Source organism: Rhizobium sp. ZW T2_16, from assembly GCF_044987325.1.
Taxonomy (GTDB): Bacteria; Pseudomonadota; Alphaproteobacteria; order Rhizobiales; family Rhizobiaceae; genus Neorhizobium; species Neorhizobium cellulosilyticum.
Genome location: NZ_JBJDRG010000002.1, coordinates 705,017 through 718,952 on the forward strand (window position 1 = coordinate 705,017; position 13,936 = coordinate 718,952).

The window sequence follows — 13,936 nt, forward strand, 5'->3', positions numbered from 1 at the left end:
TCCCTCCGGGCTGAAGAGCCTGACATTTCTTCGACCCCGCTCTGACGTCGAATACTTTCTGGGTCGATCTCAAGGCGATCGATCTTTCGGCCGATACGGGCAAGGTCATTGAGGCCCGATCTCGGCTCAAATCAGGATCACATCTATTCGAGCAATGTTACAAAGAGTTTCAAGCCGACGCCCGCTTTCCAGTTTCTCGGCCTTGAAGCCTGAATGAATGGAAAGAGGTGGGATACAGTGTCTCCTACACCGCGCCGGAGCGTGCAAATGTCGCTCTTTGTCTTGCCCTTCAACGGGCAGAGCGCTAAGACGCGTCACACCGCTTTCTTACCTCTCCCAGGAGCCTTGCTCATGTCGAATACCGAAGCATTCTTCTCCCGCCCGCTCGCCGAAACCGACCCGGAAATCTTTGGCGCGATCGAGAAGGAACTCGGTCGTCAGCGTCACGAGATCGAGCTGATTGCATCGGAGAATATCGTCTCGCGCGCCGTGCTCGAAGCCCAGGGCTCGATCATGACCAACAAGTATGCCGAAGGCTATCCGGGCAAGCGCTATTACGGTGGCTGCCAGTTCGTCGATATCGCCGAAGAGCTTGCCATCGAGCGCGCCAAGAAGCTGTTCGGCGTCAACTTCGCCAACGTTCAGCCCAACTCGGGTTCGCAGATGAACCAGGCCGTCTTCCTCGCGCTCTTGCAGCCGGGCGACACGTTCATGGGTCTCGACCTGAATTCCGGGGGTCACTTGACGCACGGTTCGCCGGTCAACATGTCCGGCAAGTGGTTCAATGTCGTTTCCTACGGCGTGCGTGAAGACGACAACCTGCTCGACATGGACGATGTTGCCGCCAAGGCACGCGAACACAAGCCGAAGCTGATCATCGCTGGCGGTACCGCTTACTCCCGCATCTGGGACTGGAAGCGTTTCCGCGAGATCGCTGACGAAGTCGGCGCCTACCTGATGGTCGACATGGCCCATATCGCCGGTCTCGTTGCCGGTGGCCAGCATCCGTCGCCGTTCCCGCACTGCCACGTTGCCACAACCACGACCCACAAGTCGCTGCGCGGCCCGCGCGGTGGTGTAATCCTCACCAACGATGAGGATCTGGCAAAGAAGTTCAACTCGGCCGTATTCCCCGGCCTGCAGGGCGGCCCGCTGATGCACATCATCGCCGCCAAGGCCGTTGCCTTCGGTGAAGCACTGCAGCCCGATTTCAAGGAATACGCAGCCCAGATCGTCAAGAATGCCAAGGCACTGTCGGAGACGCTGGTTGCCGGTGGCCTCGACATCGTTTCGGGCGGTACCGACAACCACCTGATGCTGGTCGACCTGCGTAAGAAGAACGCCACCGGTAAGCGCGCCGAGGCCGCTCTCGGCCGCGGTTACATCACCTGCAACAAGAACGGCATTCCCTTTGACCCGGAAAAGCCCTTCGTTACCTCGGGTATCCGCCTCGGCACGCCAGCCGGCACGACCCGCGGCTTCAAGGAAGCTGAGTTCAAGCAGATCGGCAACTTCATCGTCGAAGTTCTCGATGGCTTGAAGGCTGCCAATTCCGACGAGGGCAATGCAGCTGTCGAAGCTGCCGTTCGTGAAAAGGTCGTCGGCCTGACCGATCGTTTCCCGATGTACCCCTACCTCTAAGGAGAGCAGATGCGCTGCCCATTCTGCGGCTCTGAAGATACCCAGGTTAAGGATAGTCGCCCGGCGGAGGATTTCACCTCCATCCGCCGGCGCCGCATCTGCCCGGATTGCGGCGGTCGTTTCACCACTTTCGAACGCGTCCAGTTGCGCGAGCTGATGGTGTTGAAGAAGACCGGCCGCAAGGCGCCTTTCGACCGCAACAAGCTCGTGCGTTCCTTCCAGATTGCGCTTCGCAAGCGGCCGGTGGATGCCGATCGCATCGAACGTGCCGTGTCCGGCATCGTTCGCCGGCTGGAAAGCTCCGGCGAGGCGGAAATCTCGTCCGAGCAGATCGGTCTGCAGGTGCTTGAAGCCCTGAAAAGCCTCGATGACGTCGCCTTCGTTCGTTACGCCTCGGTTTACCGCGATTTCTCTCATGCGGAGGATTTCGAGAAGGTGATCGAGGAAATCAACGCCAAGCTTGCCCGTGATCCGGGGCTGGAATCTGGAGAGGGCGCTTGACGAGCGCAGCCGAAGACCGGCGCTTCATGGCAGCCGCCCTGCGGCTGTCGCGATGGCATACCGGTCTGACGGCAACCAACCCTTCCGTCGGCTGCATCGTTGTCAAGGACGGTGCGATCGTCGGTCAGGCCGTTACCGCCGTTGGCGGCAGGCCCCATGCCGAGACGCAGGCGCTTGCGGTTGCCGGCGAGCGGGCGAGGGGAGCAACGGCCTATGTCACGCTCGAGCCCTGTTCCCATTACGGCCGCACGCCCCCCTGTGCCAACGCCCTGGTTGCCGCAGGTGTCGCCCGTGTCGTCGTTTGCCTCAACGATCCTGACCCTCGCGTTTCCGGTCGCGGCTTCGGCATCCTGCGCGAAGCCGGTATCGTCGTTGAGACCGGGCTGCTGCAGGACGAGGGGCGTCGCGTGCTTTCGGCCTACCTCTCGCGCCAGACGAGGGGATTGCCCTATGTGACTCTCAAGCTTGCAGTTTCCGCCGACGGCATGCTTGGCCGTCGCGGCGAGGAACTGCTGATCACCGGGCCGCAGTCGCGCGCCCAGGTGCATATGATGCGCGCCGAAAACGATGCCATTCTCGTCGGCATCGGCACGGCACTGGTAGACGATCCGGAACTGACGGTTCGCCTGCCGGGACTGGAAAGCCGCTCGCCATTGAGGATCGTTCTCGATCGTCGTCTGGAACTGCCGCTGACATCCAAGCTGGTGAAATCGACCGGTACCGTCCCGGTCGTTGCTGTCACGGATCCCTTCTGCGAAACGCATCCATCCAATGAAGAACGCCTGCGCGCCCTGATGTCTGCAGGCGTCGAAGTTCTGCAGGCAAGCAGCTTGCGTGACCTTCTGGCCAATCTCGCCACGCGCGGAATTTCTTCGTTGATGGTCGAGGGCGGAGCCCGTGTCGGCCGCAGCTTCCTTGAGGCCGGATTGGTCGATCGTCTCGTGCTTGCCCAGTCCGAGCTGGTTGTCGGTGCAGGTGGGATTGAATCACCGGCAACGCCTTCCGATATTCCAGCAGGATTTCAGTGCGTGCGGCAGGAGTGTTTCGGCGCAGACCGCAGCTTCGAATATGAAAGAGGCCTTTGATGTTTACGGGTATTGTCACCGATATCGGCACGGTTTCCGAACTGACTGCTCTGGATGAAGGCGTGAAGCTGCGCATCGCCACCAATTACGACCCGAAGACGATCGATATGGGCGCTTCGATTGCCCATGGCGGTGTCTGCCTGACCGTGACCACGCTTCCCGAAGACGGCAGCAACGAGCGCTGGTTCGAAGTAGAAGCCTGGGAAGAGGCGCTGCGCCTGACGACGATCGCATCGTGGACCAAGGGTACGCGGATCAATCTCGAACGGGCGCTGAAAATCGGTGACGAACTTGGCGGTCACATCGTGTCCGGTCATGTCGATGGCAAGGCTGAAATTCTGGCGGTCGAGGCGGAAGGCGAGGCGGTTCGCATCACCCTGCGTGCGCCTGAAGATCTCGCTCGTTTTGTTGCGCCCAAGGGCTCGGTTGCGCTTGATGGCACGTCGCTCACCGTCAATGCCGTTAACGGTACCGATTTCGATATCTTGCTGATCCGCCACACGCTGGCTGTGACCACCTGGGGTGACCGCAAGCCGGGCGATTTCATCAATTTCGAAGTGGACACGATGGCGCGATATGCAGCCCGTCTGGCGGAATTTCCTGCCAAGGCCTGAGGTCTTTCAGCGTCAGATCGGCTGTGAAAACTGGCGGTGGATTTCCGCAAACTGCGGAGCCACCTCGTCGAATGCCGCGACGACAGCCGGATCGAAATGCTTGCCGCTTTCGCCGGTGATGATGTCGACGGCTTCGTTATGGCTCATCGCGGGTTTGTAGACCCGTTCCGATACCAGCGCATCATAGACGTCTGCGACGGCCATGATCCGGCCGGCAAGCGGAATGTCTTCTCCCTTCAAACCGCGCGGATAGCCCGTGCCATCCCATTTCTCATGGTGGCAGTGGGCAATTTCCTTGGCGAGGCTGAGAAACGGATTGCTCGATCCGATATAACGCTCGGCGGTGGCGATCGCCGTGCGCCCGAGATCGGCATGGGTCTTCATGATGTCGTATTCCGCCCGGTTGAGCCGCCCCGGCTTCTGCAGGATGCGGTCAGGAATGCCGACCTTGCCGATATCGTGGAGCGGAGCCGACTTATAGAGCAGGTCGACAAATTCTTCGTCGAGTCCCGTCGTTTCCGGTTCGCGCCGGTTGAGTGCCTCGGCAAGCACGCGGACATAATGTTGCGTGCGACGGATATGGTCGCCCGTCTCGTGGTCGCGTGTTTCGGCAAGTGATGCCATGGCTAGGATCATCGCGTCGCGGGCGCGTGCCGCCTCATCCCGCGCTTCGGCAAGCGAATTGGTCAGTGCCACATTGGCCATCGCCACCGCCGCCGTATTGGCAATACGCTGCAAGCTGTAGACGCTGTCGTCCGGTGGCGTGCCGACGGTTGACCAGTAGGCTCCAATCGCGCCAAACGGATCGCCTGGCCTCAATGGCACCATGGCGAGGCTTTTGACGAAAGTCGGGCGATAGGCATCCTGCGGAACACGAGGGTCCTTGGTGATGTCGTCTATGACGACCACTTCGGAATGCTGCATTGCCCAGCCGGAAATGCACGCCTCCATAGGAAAACGTTGTCCTTTCCACAGCGGCTTGATGGCGTCTTCATCGACATAATAGCAATCGTCCTTGTCGCGCAGGATGAATGCGAGACCATCGGCGCCGATCAGGCGGCGCGCGGATTGCCTGACCACGGTCATGATTTCTTCAAGACCACGGGCCATTGATATGTTCAGCAGCAGGTCGTCCATCTCATCCATTTGGAAGCGGTGCTTTTCCATTATCCACCTGCATCTCTGCGTCGAATAATAGATCTCTAATAAAACGAAGGTGGCAAGAGTGATACGCTTTGTCTGCTTAGTTTAACAGATAATTAATTACTGGCTATGGAGATGATCCGAACCGGGATTGATTAAGTATTGTGGCGCGTCTTGAGACGATCCTATTCCCGGCATGCAGGCCTCGTTCCCGCAAAATCGCTTGCCAAGCGCCTCCGGGCGTGTTTTGACCGCGCCCATGCTAGAAGTCCGCCACTTGCCGGACCGAATACACGTATCTTAAGGTGATCCATGTCGCTCGAAACCGCTTCACACATCCTGATCGTAGAGGCTCGCTTCTATGATGATATGGCCGATGCCCTGCTTGACGGTGCAACTTCGGCACTCAAGGAGGCGGGAGCGACCTACGATGTAATTACCGTTCCCGGTGCGCTGGAAATTCCGCCGACGATCGCCATGGCGCTCGACGCTTCCGAAAACGGCGGCACCGAATATGACGGTTTCGTCGCCCTCGGCATGGTCATCCGCGGCGAGACCTATCACTTCGATATCGTTTCCAATGAATCCTCGCGCGCATTGATGGATCTTGCCGTCTCGGAATCGCTTGCCATCGGCAACGGCATCATGACCGTTGAGAACGACGATCAGGCCTGGGCGCGTGTGCGCCGTTCGGACAAGGACAAGGGCGGCTTCGCAGCCCGTGCGGCACTGACAATGATCGCCGTGCGCGAAAAGCTGAACGGTGCACGCTGATGTCTAACGAAGAAAAACAGATCAAGCCGGTCAACCAGCGCGGTGCAGCCCGCCTCGCAGCCGTGCAGGCGCTCTACCAGATGGATATCGGTGGTACGGGGGTGCTTGAGGTCGTGGCTGAATATGAGGCCCATCGCCTGGGCCAGGAACTCGACGGCGACACCTATCTTAAGGCCGATCCGTCCTGGTTCCGCTCGATCGTCTCCGGCGTCGTGCGTGACCAGACCAAGATCGACCCGATCGTGCGCTCCTCGCTGCAGGAAGACTGGCCGCTCTCGCGTCTCGATTCGACGCTCCGCGCCATCTTACGTGCCGGCACGTTCGAAATCCTCGAGCGCAAGGACGTCCCGGTTCCGGTCATTGTTACCGAATATGTCGAGATCGCACGCGCCTTCTTCGAGGAGGACGAGCCGCGCATCGTCAATGCGGTTCTCGATCGGATTGCCAAACAGGTTCGTGGCGACAAGAAGTAACAGGTAGGCAGACATGGACGGTGTGGTGGACGGCCTTCAGACGCAAATGCGCGCCGCCCGCCGCAACGTCGCATTACTTGCGGTAAGCCAGGCAATCCTTGGATCCGCAGCGCCTCTTTCGATCGCAATCGGCTCGCTTGCCGGATATCAGTTGCTCGGCGACGATAAGTCTCTCGCCACGGCCCCCATCACCGCCTTCAATGTCGGAACGGCCTGCGGCGCAGTCGTCATCGCCATTCTGTCGCGCTTTCTCGGTCGCCGTGAAGCCTTCATGGCCGGTTGCCTGATCGGGGCTGCCGGCGGTGCTTTCGCCGCGATCGCACTTTTTCGCGAGAGCTTCTGGCTCTTCGCCCTGGCGCTTCTGTTCATCGGCACGTCCTCCGGCTTCACGCAAAAAATCCGCTTTGCCGCCGCAGATGCTTCGCCGTCCTCCTACAAGCCCAAGGCGATTTCCTGGATTCTCGGCGCGGGCATCGTCTCGGCGGTTCTCGGCCCCCAGATCGTCATCTGGGCGAAGGACTTGTTTGCCCCGGTGACCTTTGCGGGAGCCTTCATCGCGCTCATTCCGCTCTGCCTCGCGGGGATCGGCATATTCTCCTTTCTGAAGCTTCCGCAGACGAAGACGGCCCCCCAAAGCTCTGAGCCGGCACGGCCGCTGAAAGAGATCGTTCTGACGCAGCGCTTTCTAACCGGCATGATCTGCGGCATCTGCATCTATGCCCTGATGACCTTCGTCATGACTGGGGCGCCGCTTGCCATGGTGATCGGTTGCGGTTTCCCGCCCGAAATGGCGACCCTTGGCATCCAGTGGCATGTGCTTGCCATGTTCGGCCCGAGTTTCATCACCGGCTCGCTGATCTCCCGCTTCGGTGCCGAAAAGGTCGTTGCAATCGGCATTTTCGTGATGATGGGCTGCGCCGTCGTCGCGCATCTCGGCATCGAGCTCTGGAATTTCTGGGGCGCGCTTGTCCTGCTCGGCATCGGCTGGAATTTCGGCTTCATCGGGTCGACCGCGATTGTCGCATCCAGCTACCGGCCGCATGAAGCCGACAAGGTTCAGGGGTTTCACGATATCGTGCTGTTCGGCACGGTGGCATTGTCGTCATTCTCCTCAGGCAAGGTCTTCGTCACCTGGGGTTGGTCTTTCATCAATATGGTGATCTGGCCGGTTGCGGTGATCTGCCTTCTTTTGATCGCCGCCCTGCTGTTCAGGCGCTCTTCGGCGAAGTCGCTGTAAGGCGAGTATTAACTCATATTACAACCTGCGTCCATTTGAGCCCTTGTCCCCGCAGGGCTTGACGTCATTTCATCTCCACCGCAATCTCGCTTCGCATGGCGGAAACGCTTCCTTGGGAGGGGAGAGCATCCGCAGGGAAATGCGCAGCCGGGATTTTTCGTCCCGGCGATCAGGGAGAGGAAAATAGTATGACAGTCATTTTGGGTGTGATCGTCTGCGGTCTGCTGTCGATCATCTATGCCGTGTGGGCGACGCGTTCCGTAATGGCCGCCGACCAGGGCAATGAACGCATGCAGGAAATTGCTGGCTATATCCGTGAGGGGGCTCAAGCCTATCTGACGCGCCAGTACATGACGATTGCCGCAGTCGGCGTCGTCGTTGCCATACTTGCATGGCTGCTTCTGTCCGGCACGGCTGCCTTGGGCTTTATAATCGGCGCGGTACTGTCCGGCGCTGCAGGTTTTATTGGCATGCATGTTTCCGTCCGGGCCAATGTTCGTACGGCGCAAGCGTCTTCGCACAGCCTTGCCGCGGGGCTAGATATCGCCTTCAAATCGGGGGCGATCACCGGCATGCTGGTTGCCGGTCTCGCACTTCTCGGTGTCTCCATTTATTACTGGGTGCTGACCGCAGGCCTCGGCCACGCAAGCAGCTCTCGTGAGGTCGTTGACGCGCTTGTCGCGCTCGGCTTCGGCGCTTCGCTCATCTCGATCTTCGCTCGTCTCGGCGGCGGTATCTTCACCAAGGGTGCCGATGTCGGTGGCGACCTTGTGGGCAAGGTCGAGGCCGGCATTCCCGAAGACGATCCGCGCAACCCGGCAACGATTGCCGATAACGTCGGCGACAATGTCGGCGATTGCGCCGGCATGGCGGCCGACCTGTTCGAGACCTATGCGGTGTCGGTCGTTGCGACCATGGTGCTTGCCGCGATCTTCTTTGCCGGCGCTCCGGTGCTCGAATCGGCGATGCTCTATCCGCTGGCCATCTGCGGCGTCTGCATCGTCACGTCGATCATCGGCACCTTCTTCGTCAAGCTCGGCAGCAACGGCTCGATCATGGGGGCTCTCTACAAGGGCCTGATCGCAACCGGAGTCCTGTCCATTTTTGGCCTTGCCATCGCCACGTCGATGACGGTCGGCTGGGGTGTGATCGGCACCGTTGCCGGCAAGGAAATCACCGGCACCAGCCTTTTCGTCTGCGGTCTTGTCGGTCTCGTCGTCACGGCTTTGATCGTCGTTATCACCGAATACTATACCGGCACCAACAAACGCCCGGTCAATTCGATTGCCCAGGCGTCGGTCACCGGTCACGGTACAAACGTCATCCAGGGTCTCGCCGTCTCACTCGAATCGACGGCGCTTCCGGCAATCGTCATCGTCGGCGGCATCATTGCCACCTATCAGCTGGGTGGTCTCTTCGGCACGGGTATTGCCGTGACCGCCATGCTCGGCCTTGCCGGCATGATCGTCGCGCTCGACGCCTTCGGGCCGGTCACGGACAATGCCGGCGGTATCGCCGAAATGTCTCATTTGCCGCCGGAAGTTCGCAAGTCGACCGACGCGCTCGATGCCGTCGGCAACACCACCAAGGCGGTCACCAAGGGCTACGCCATCGGTTCCGCCGGTCTTGGTGCACTCGTATTGTTTGCCGCATACTCCAACGACCTGCAGTATTTTGCCGCCAATCCGCAGCAATATCCGTACTTCGAAGGGGTAGGGCCGATCTCGTTCAGCCTTGCCAATCCTTACGTCGTCGCTGGTCTGATCTTCGGTGGTCTTATTCCCTACCTGTTCGGCGGTATTGCCATGACCGCCGTGGGCAAGGCAGCAAGCTCGATCGTCGAAGAGGTTCGCCGTCAGTTCCGCGAGAAGCCGGGTATCATGCAGGGGACCGATCGGCCGGACTACGGTCGTGCGGTCGATATTCTGACGCGTGCCGCTATCCGCGAAATGATTATTCCGTCGCTGCTTCCGGTCCTCGCCCCTATCGTCGTCTATTTCGGCGTTCTGCTGATCTCCGGGGGCGACAAGGCGTCTGCCTTTGCGGCACTCGGAGCCTCGCTTCTCGGCGTGATCGTCAACGGCCTCTTCGTCGCCATCTCGATGACGTCTGGCGGCGGCGCATGGGACAATGCCAAGAAGAGTTTTGAGGACGGTTTCGTCGACAAGGACGGCCAGCGTCACCTGAAAGGTTCCGATGCTCACAAGGCCTCGGTCACCGGTGATACGGTCGGCGATCCCTACAAGGATACGGCAGGCCCGGCGGTCAACCCGGCCATCAAGATCACCAATATAGTGGCCTTGCTGCTGCTGGCGATCCTCGCTGGCTGAACTGCCTGCCACCTCTTCAAATGAAAGAAGCCCGCGGAGCGATCCGCGGGCTTCTGTGCATTCGATGATTGTTTAGTTGCTGAGCAGGCTGCGCATTGCCGCCGCACCCGCACCGGGGCCGGAGCCGCCGGAGAGGATTTGCTGCAGGAAGGTCAGGTCGCGACCGCCGGTTGGCGTGGTGCGCGAGATCGTGTCGAATACCTTGCCGTCCTGGAGCGTGTAGTTCGCCTTGCGCGCGACAACGCCTTCCTTGTTGAGGTAGATGGCGAGAACCGACTGCTCGACCAGCTTCGGCTTCATGAAGGCGGCGGCGCGCTCGCGCTTCTGTGAAATGTAATAGAGCACTTCCGAATCGAAGGTTGCCGTTGTCGATGGCGTGCCCATTGTCAGCAGCACCTGTTCGCGGCTCGAACCTTCCGGGATCAGGGCAAGCGACTTCTGGTCGATCACGTAGCCGTTATACATGGTGTCGCCGATATCCATCGACGTGCAGCCAGCGGCGGTGACAGAAGCGACAAGCACAAGGCTGATGGCAGTTTTATTCAGAAAATTCATACCGTACTCGACAGTCCGCTTCTTCAACGGGATCCCCCAGGTAAACGAGACCGGCGCTTGAGACCGGACTTCTGCTGTTCATCACCATTGTGGCTATTCCGGGGAAGAGAACCCTGCAATGCCAAACCTTTTACGGATCGAACGCATCCCGTCTGCGGCCCCGGCCGAACGGCATTGCAATTCGCGCCTGCTTCGGTAAACCAGCTTTCGTCTCCATGCAACATTGGGCCCGGACATTCGCGGGACTTATCGATGATCTTCGGGCTGTTCAAAAAGAAAAAACACAATCGGGTCATTGTCGACCGGCAATATGCTGCCCTTACCTCGGCTGCCCGCACGCCTGTGTTCTACACCGATCTTGGTGTGCCCGACACGGTCATGGGCCGCTACGAAATGCTGTCGATCACAATGATCCTGTTTTTTCGCCGGACCGCGAAGTCTCCGACCAGCGGGCAGGAACTGGCACAGGAAATTGTGGATGCGTTTTTCCAGGATCTCGACCATTCGATCCGCGAGCTCGGGATCGGTGATCAGGGCGTTCCTAAACGCATGAAGAAACTCGCCGGCATGTTTTACGGGCGGCTGGAGACCTATGCCAAGGCGCTCGATGCGGGCGATCTTGGAGAGCTGGCGAAAGGCCTTGCCCGCAACATATATCCGGAAAACCAGTCTGCGCCTGATATGGCGCGGCTGGCCGCATGGATGGCCGAGGCGGAGCGGCATCTCGCTGTAACGCCGGAAGACGATATCGCTCGCGGCAACGCGGTTATCCCGCAGCCCTTGGCCGGCTGAAACGGGAAAGTGAGGAAAGATGAAAAACGACAACAATTCGGCGGGAAAGCCGCCATTCTCCTATCCGGTCAAAGTCGGAAACATTTCGGCCAATGCCGTTACAGTCAAGGTGTCTGCCGATGACCGTGAGCGCAAGGACCTCGCCGAGATATGGCAGGTTCTGGAGGTGAAGTCGCTGCAGGCGGAAGTCTATCTGTCGCGCTGGAAAAAGGACGGCGTGCGCGTCAAGGGGCGCGTCGAAGCCGAGATCGTCCAGGCCTGCGTGCTGACGCTGGAGCCGGTCGAATCACGCATCAACGAAGATTTCGAGCAGATATTCGTTCCCGAGGGATCCAAGCTCGCTCGCGTCGTCGCCAAGGACGCGGCCGAGATGGTGCTTGATCCGGACGGTCCCGATCTTCCTGAGGAATTCGCCGGAGACACTATCGATATCGGCGAGGCGATCACCGAGTTTGCGGCACTGGCGATCGATCCCTATCCGCGCAAGCAGGGCGTCGAGTTTTCGGACCATATCGAGAGCACGGCTGATGCCAAGAGCGATCGGCCGAACCCGTTCGCGGCGCTCAAGGACTGGAAAAAAGACTAGGCCTGTTGTAAGCGGCGGCGAAAACTATATTTTGGCCACGATTTCGCCGACAGGGCCAAGCATGAGCATGGCCGGAACGCCGGCGACGACCGCTGGACGGGTTTAATGGCCGGTCCGTTCGGTCGAAGATAAGGATCAGATACGCGTGATCAGAATTTCTGTGGATGCCATGGGGGGTGATTTCGGTCCCGAGGTTGTCATACCCGGTACTGCAAAGGCTCTCGAACGGCACCCCGAGGCGACCTTCATCATCTATGGGTTGAAGGGCGAATGCGAGCCGTTGCTGGCCAAGTACCCGAAACTGCGCGACCGCTCGATTTTTCACGAGTGCGAAGTCGCCGTCTCCATGGACGAAAAACCGAGCGCAGCTCTGCGGCGCGGCCGTTACGTTTCATCCATGTGGCGCTCCATCGAGGCGGTGAAACTCGGAGAGGCAGATGTCTGCGTTTCTGCTGGAAACACCGGCGCCCTGATGGCCATGGCCAAGTTCTGTCTGAGGACGATGGCCAATATCGAGCGCCCGGCAATCGCCGGCATCTGGCCAACCCTCAAAGGCGAAAGCATTGTTTTGGATATTGGGGCGACGATTGGTGCTGATAGCCAGCAGCTTCTCGATTTTGCCTTGATGGGCGGAGCGATGGCGCGCGCCCTGTTCGAGATCGACCGCCCGACGGTTGGCCTTCTCAATGTCGGCGTTGAAGAGGTGAAGGGACAGGAAGAAGTCAAGGAAGCCGGCCGGTTACTGCGCGAGGCTAACCTTCCGACGATCGCCTACCACGGATTTGTCGAAGGAAACGATATCGGCAAGGGTACGGTCGACGTGGTCGTCACTGAAGGTTTCACCGGCAATATCGCGCTGAAGACGGCTGAAGGCACTGCCAAGCAGATCGCGACGCTGCTTCGCGAATCGATGTCCCGCACATTACTTGCCAAGATCGGCTATCTTTTGGCTAAACCCGCGTTTGACCGGCTGCGTGAGAAGATGGATCCGAACAAGGTCAACGGCGGCGTATTCCTTGGCCTTAACGGCATCGTTATCAAAAGCCATGGCGGCACTACTGCCGATGGCTTTGCCGCGGCGATCGATGTCGCTTATGACATGGCGCGCAACGACCTGAACGCGAAGATCGCGCAGGATTTGACACTTTATCATGCCAAGCATCAGCCTCCGGCTGGTCCTGAAGCTGCATGACGACAGGATGTGATTGAGAATGATCCGATCAGTAGTTCGCGGCTATGGGGCAGCGCTCCCGAAACGGGTAGTGACCAATCGTCAGTTGGAAGACATCGTCGATACGACCGACGAATGGATCGTCCAGCGCACGGGCATCACGCAGCGTTATATCGCCGGCGAAGGCGAAACCACGGCCTCGCTCGGAGAGCAGGCTGCACGCGCAGCACTCGACAATGCCGGCCTGACAACGGACGACATCGATCTCATCCTGGTTGCGACCTCGACGCCGGACAACACGTTCCCGGCAACGGCTGTCGACATCCAGCGCCGTCTCGGTATGGAACACGGTTATGCCTTCGACATGCAGGCCGTCTGCACCGGTTTTGTCTATGCGATGGCGACGGCCGATCTGCATATTCGCGGCGGCATGGCACGCCGAGCGCTGGTAATCGGCGCTGAGACCTTCTCGCGTATCCTCGATTGGAAAGATCGCACGACTTGCGTTCTGTTCGGCGACGGTGCGGGCGCACTCGTGCTCGAGGCCCAGGAAGGCGAGGGGACCATGAGTGATCGTGGCATCCTGACGGCCAAGCTGCGCTCTGATGGCTCCCACAAGGAAAAACTCTATGTCGACGGTGGGCCGTCCTCGACCGGAACGGTTGGCCACCTGCGCATGGAAGGCCGCGAGGTCTTCAAGCACGCTGTCGGCATGATCACGGACGTTATCGAAGGCGCGTTCGAAGCGACTGGAACAACAGCCGAGGATATCGACTGGCTTGTCCCGCACCAGGCCAACCGCCGTATCATTGATGCGTCTGCCAAAAAGCTCGGCATTCCGCCAGAGAAGGTTGTCGTGACTGTGGATCTTCATGGAAACACGTCCGCTGCATCGATCCCGCTCGCACTTTCAGTAGCGCTTTCGGACGGCCGGATAAAAAAGGGCGATCTGGTGATGCTCGAGGCGATGGGCGGTGGATTTACTTGGGGTTCTGTTCTCGTTCGCTGGTAGGAATGCCACGGCCTTCCGGAAC

Annotated in this window: 14 protein-coding genes; 12 read left to right on the top strand and 2 right to left on the bottom strand. The window is 59.6% G+C overall.

All coding sequences use genetic code 11. From position 1 onward, the window contains the following. Positions 1–351 precede the first annotated feature (351 nt). The 4 genes from glyA to ACI3K0_RS09040 are packed head-to-tail and all read left to right on the top strand — an operon-like array spanning position 352 to position 3,841. Entirely contained in the window at positions 352–1,641 is a 1,290-nt protein-coding gene (gene glyA, locus ACI3K0_RS09025; RefSeq protein WP_206826340.1) for a serine hydroxymethyltransferase, read from the top strand. Between the two features lie 9 nt (positions 1,642–1,650). After that, positions 1,651–2,142 carry a transcriptional regulator NrdR gene (gene nrdR / locus ACI3K0_RS09030; protein ID WP_148145335.1) on the top strand — a complete coding sequence of 164 codons (492 nt, stop codon included), beginning with the start codon at positions 1,651–1,653 and terminating at the stop codon, positions 2,140–2,142. Beyond that, positions 2,139–3,227 carry a bifunctional diaminohydroxyphosphoribosylaminopyrimidine deaminase/5-amino-6-(5-phosphoribosylamino)uracil reductase RibD gene (ribD, locus tag ACI3K0_RS09035; protein ID WP_404945257.1) on the top strand — a complete coding sequence of 363 codons (1,089 nt, stop codon included), beginning with the start codon at positions 2,139–2,141 and terminating at the stop codon, positions 3,225–3,227. Before nrdR ends, ribD begins: the two co-directional genes overlap by 4 nt. Beyond that, the gene (locus tag ACI3K0_RS09040; protein WP_404945258.1) at positions 3,227–3,841 is read left to right on the top strand and encodes a riboflavin synthase; all 615 of its coding nucleotides are present in this window, start codon (positions 3,227–3,229) and stop codon (positions 3,839–3,841) included. Before ribD ends, ACI3K0_RS09040 begins: the two co-directional genes overlap by 1 nt. A gap of 12 nt (positions 3,842–3,853) precedes the next feature. Here ACI3K0_RS09040 and ACI3K0_RS09045 read toward each other — a convergent pair whose 3' ends face one another. Further along, the gene (locus ACI3K0_RS09045; protein WP_404945259.1) at positions 3,854–5,008 is read right to left on the bottom strand and encodes an HD domain-containing phosphohydrolase; all 1,155 of its coding nucleotides are present in this window, start codon (positions 5,006–5,008) and stop codon (positions 3,854–3,856) included. Positions 5,009–5,296: 288 nt separating this feature from the next. On the opposite strand from ACI3K0_RS09045, the gene ribH reads away from it, so the two are divergent. The 4 genes from ribH (at position 5,297) to ACI3K0_RS09065 (ending at position 9,798) form a co-directional block, all read left to right on the top strand. Continuing rightward, complete coding sequence (ribH, locus tag ACI3K0_RS09050; protein ID WP_148145333.1) at positions 5,297–5,758, top strand: 6,7-dimethyl-8-ribityllumazine synthase; 462 nt, start codon at positions 5,297–5,299, stop codon at positions 5,756–5,758. Continuing rightward, the gene (gene nusB, locus ACI3K0_RS09055) at positions 5,758–6,231 is read left to right on the top strand and encodes a transcription antitermination factor NusB (protein WP_148145332.1); all 474 of its coding nucleotides are present in this window, start codon (positions 5,758–5,760) and stop codon (positions 6,229–6,231) included. The genes ribH and nusB overlap by 1 nt, the downstream gene beginning before the upstream one ends. Before the next feature lie 13 nt (positions 6,232–6,244). Then, the gene (locus tag ACI3K0_RS09060; protein ID WP_183827133.1) at positions 6,245–7,468 is read left to right on the top strand and encodes an MFS transporter; all 1,224 of its coding nucleotides are present in this window, start codon (positions 6,245–6,247) and stop codon (positions 7,466–7,468) included. Positions 7,469–7,656: 188 nt separating this feature from the next. After that, positions 7,657–9,798 (top strand): sodium-translocating pyrophosphatase, encoded by a 2,142-nt coding sequence (locus ACI3K0_RS09065; RefSeq protein WP_183827130.1) that lies wholly within the window; start codon positions 7,657–7,659, stop codon positions 9,796–9,798. A 72-nt stretch (positions 9,799–9,870) separates the two neighbouring features. Here the strand turns inward: ACI3K0_RS09065 and ACI3K0_RS09070 are convergent, their stop codons facing one another. Continuing rightward, on the bottom strand, positions 9,871–10,386 hold the full coding sequence (locus ACI3K0_RS09070) for an outer membrane protein assembly factor BamE (RefSeq protein ID WP_183685073.1): 516 nt from the start codon (positions 10,384–10,386) through the stop codon (positions 9,871–9,873). Positions 10,387–10,605: 219 nt separating this feature from the next. Here ACI3K0_RS09070 and ACI3K0_RS09075 point away from each other — a divergent pair, with 219 nt between their 5' ends. The 4 genes from ACI3K0_RS09075 to ACI3K0_RS09090 all read left to right on the top strand — a co-directional run bounded on the left by ACI3K0_RS09075 (position 10,606) and on the right by ACI3K0_RS09090 (position 13,914). Next, complete coding sequence (locus ACI3K0_RS09075; RefSeq protein WP_183827127.1) at positions 10,606–11,145, top strand: ubiquinol-cytochrome C chaperone family protein; 540 nt, start codon at positions 10,606–10,608, stop codon at positions 11,143–11,145. A gap of 19 nt (positions 11,146–11,164) precedes the next feature. Beyond that, positions 11,165–11,731: a DUF177 domain-containing protein gene (locus ACI3K0_RS09080; protein ID WP_148145327.1), complete on the top strand. Its 567-nt coding sequence runs from the start codon at positions 11,165–11,167 to the stop codon at positions 11,729–11,731. Positions 11,732–11,876: 145 nt separating this feature from the next. Beyond that, the gene (gene plsX / locus ACI3K0_RS09085) at positions 11,877–12,923 is read left to right on the top strand and encodes a phosphate acyltransferase PlsX (RefSeq protein WP_148145326.1); all 1,047 of its coding nucleotides are present in this window, start codon (positions 11,877–11,879) and stop codon (positions 12,921–12,923) included. Between the two features lie 19 nt (positions 12,924–12,942). Then, complete coding sequence (locus ACI3K0_RS09090; RefSeq protein WP_404945260.1) at positions 12,943–13,914, top strand: beta-ketoacyl-ACP synthase III; 972 nt, start codon at positions 12,943–12,945, stop codon at positions 13,912–13,914. Positions 13,915–13,936 lie beyond the last annotated feature (22 nt).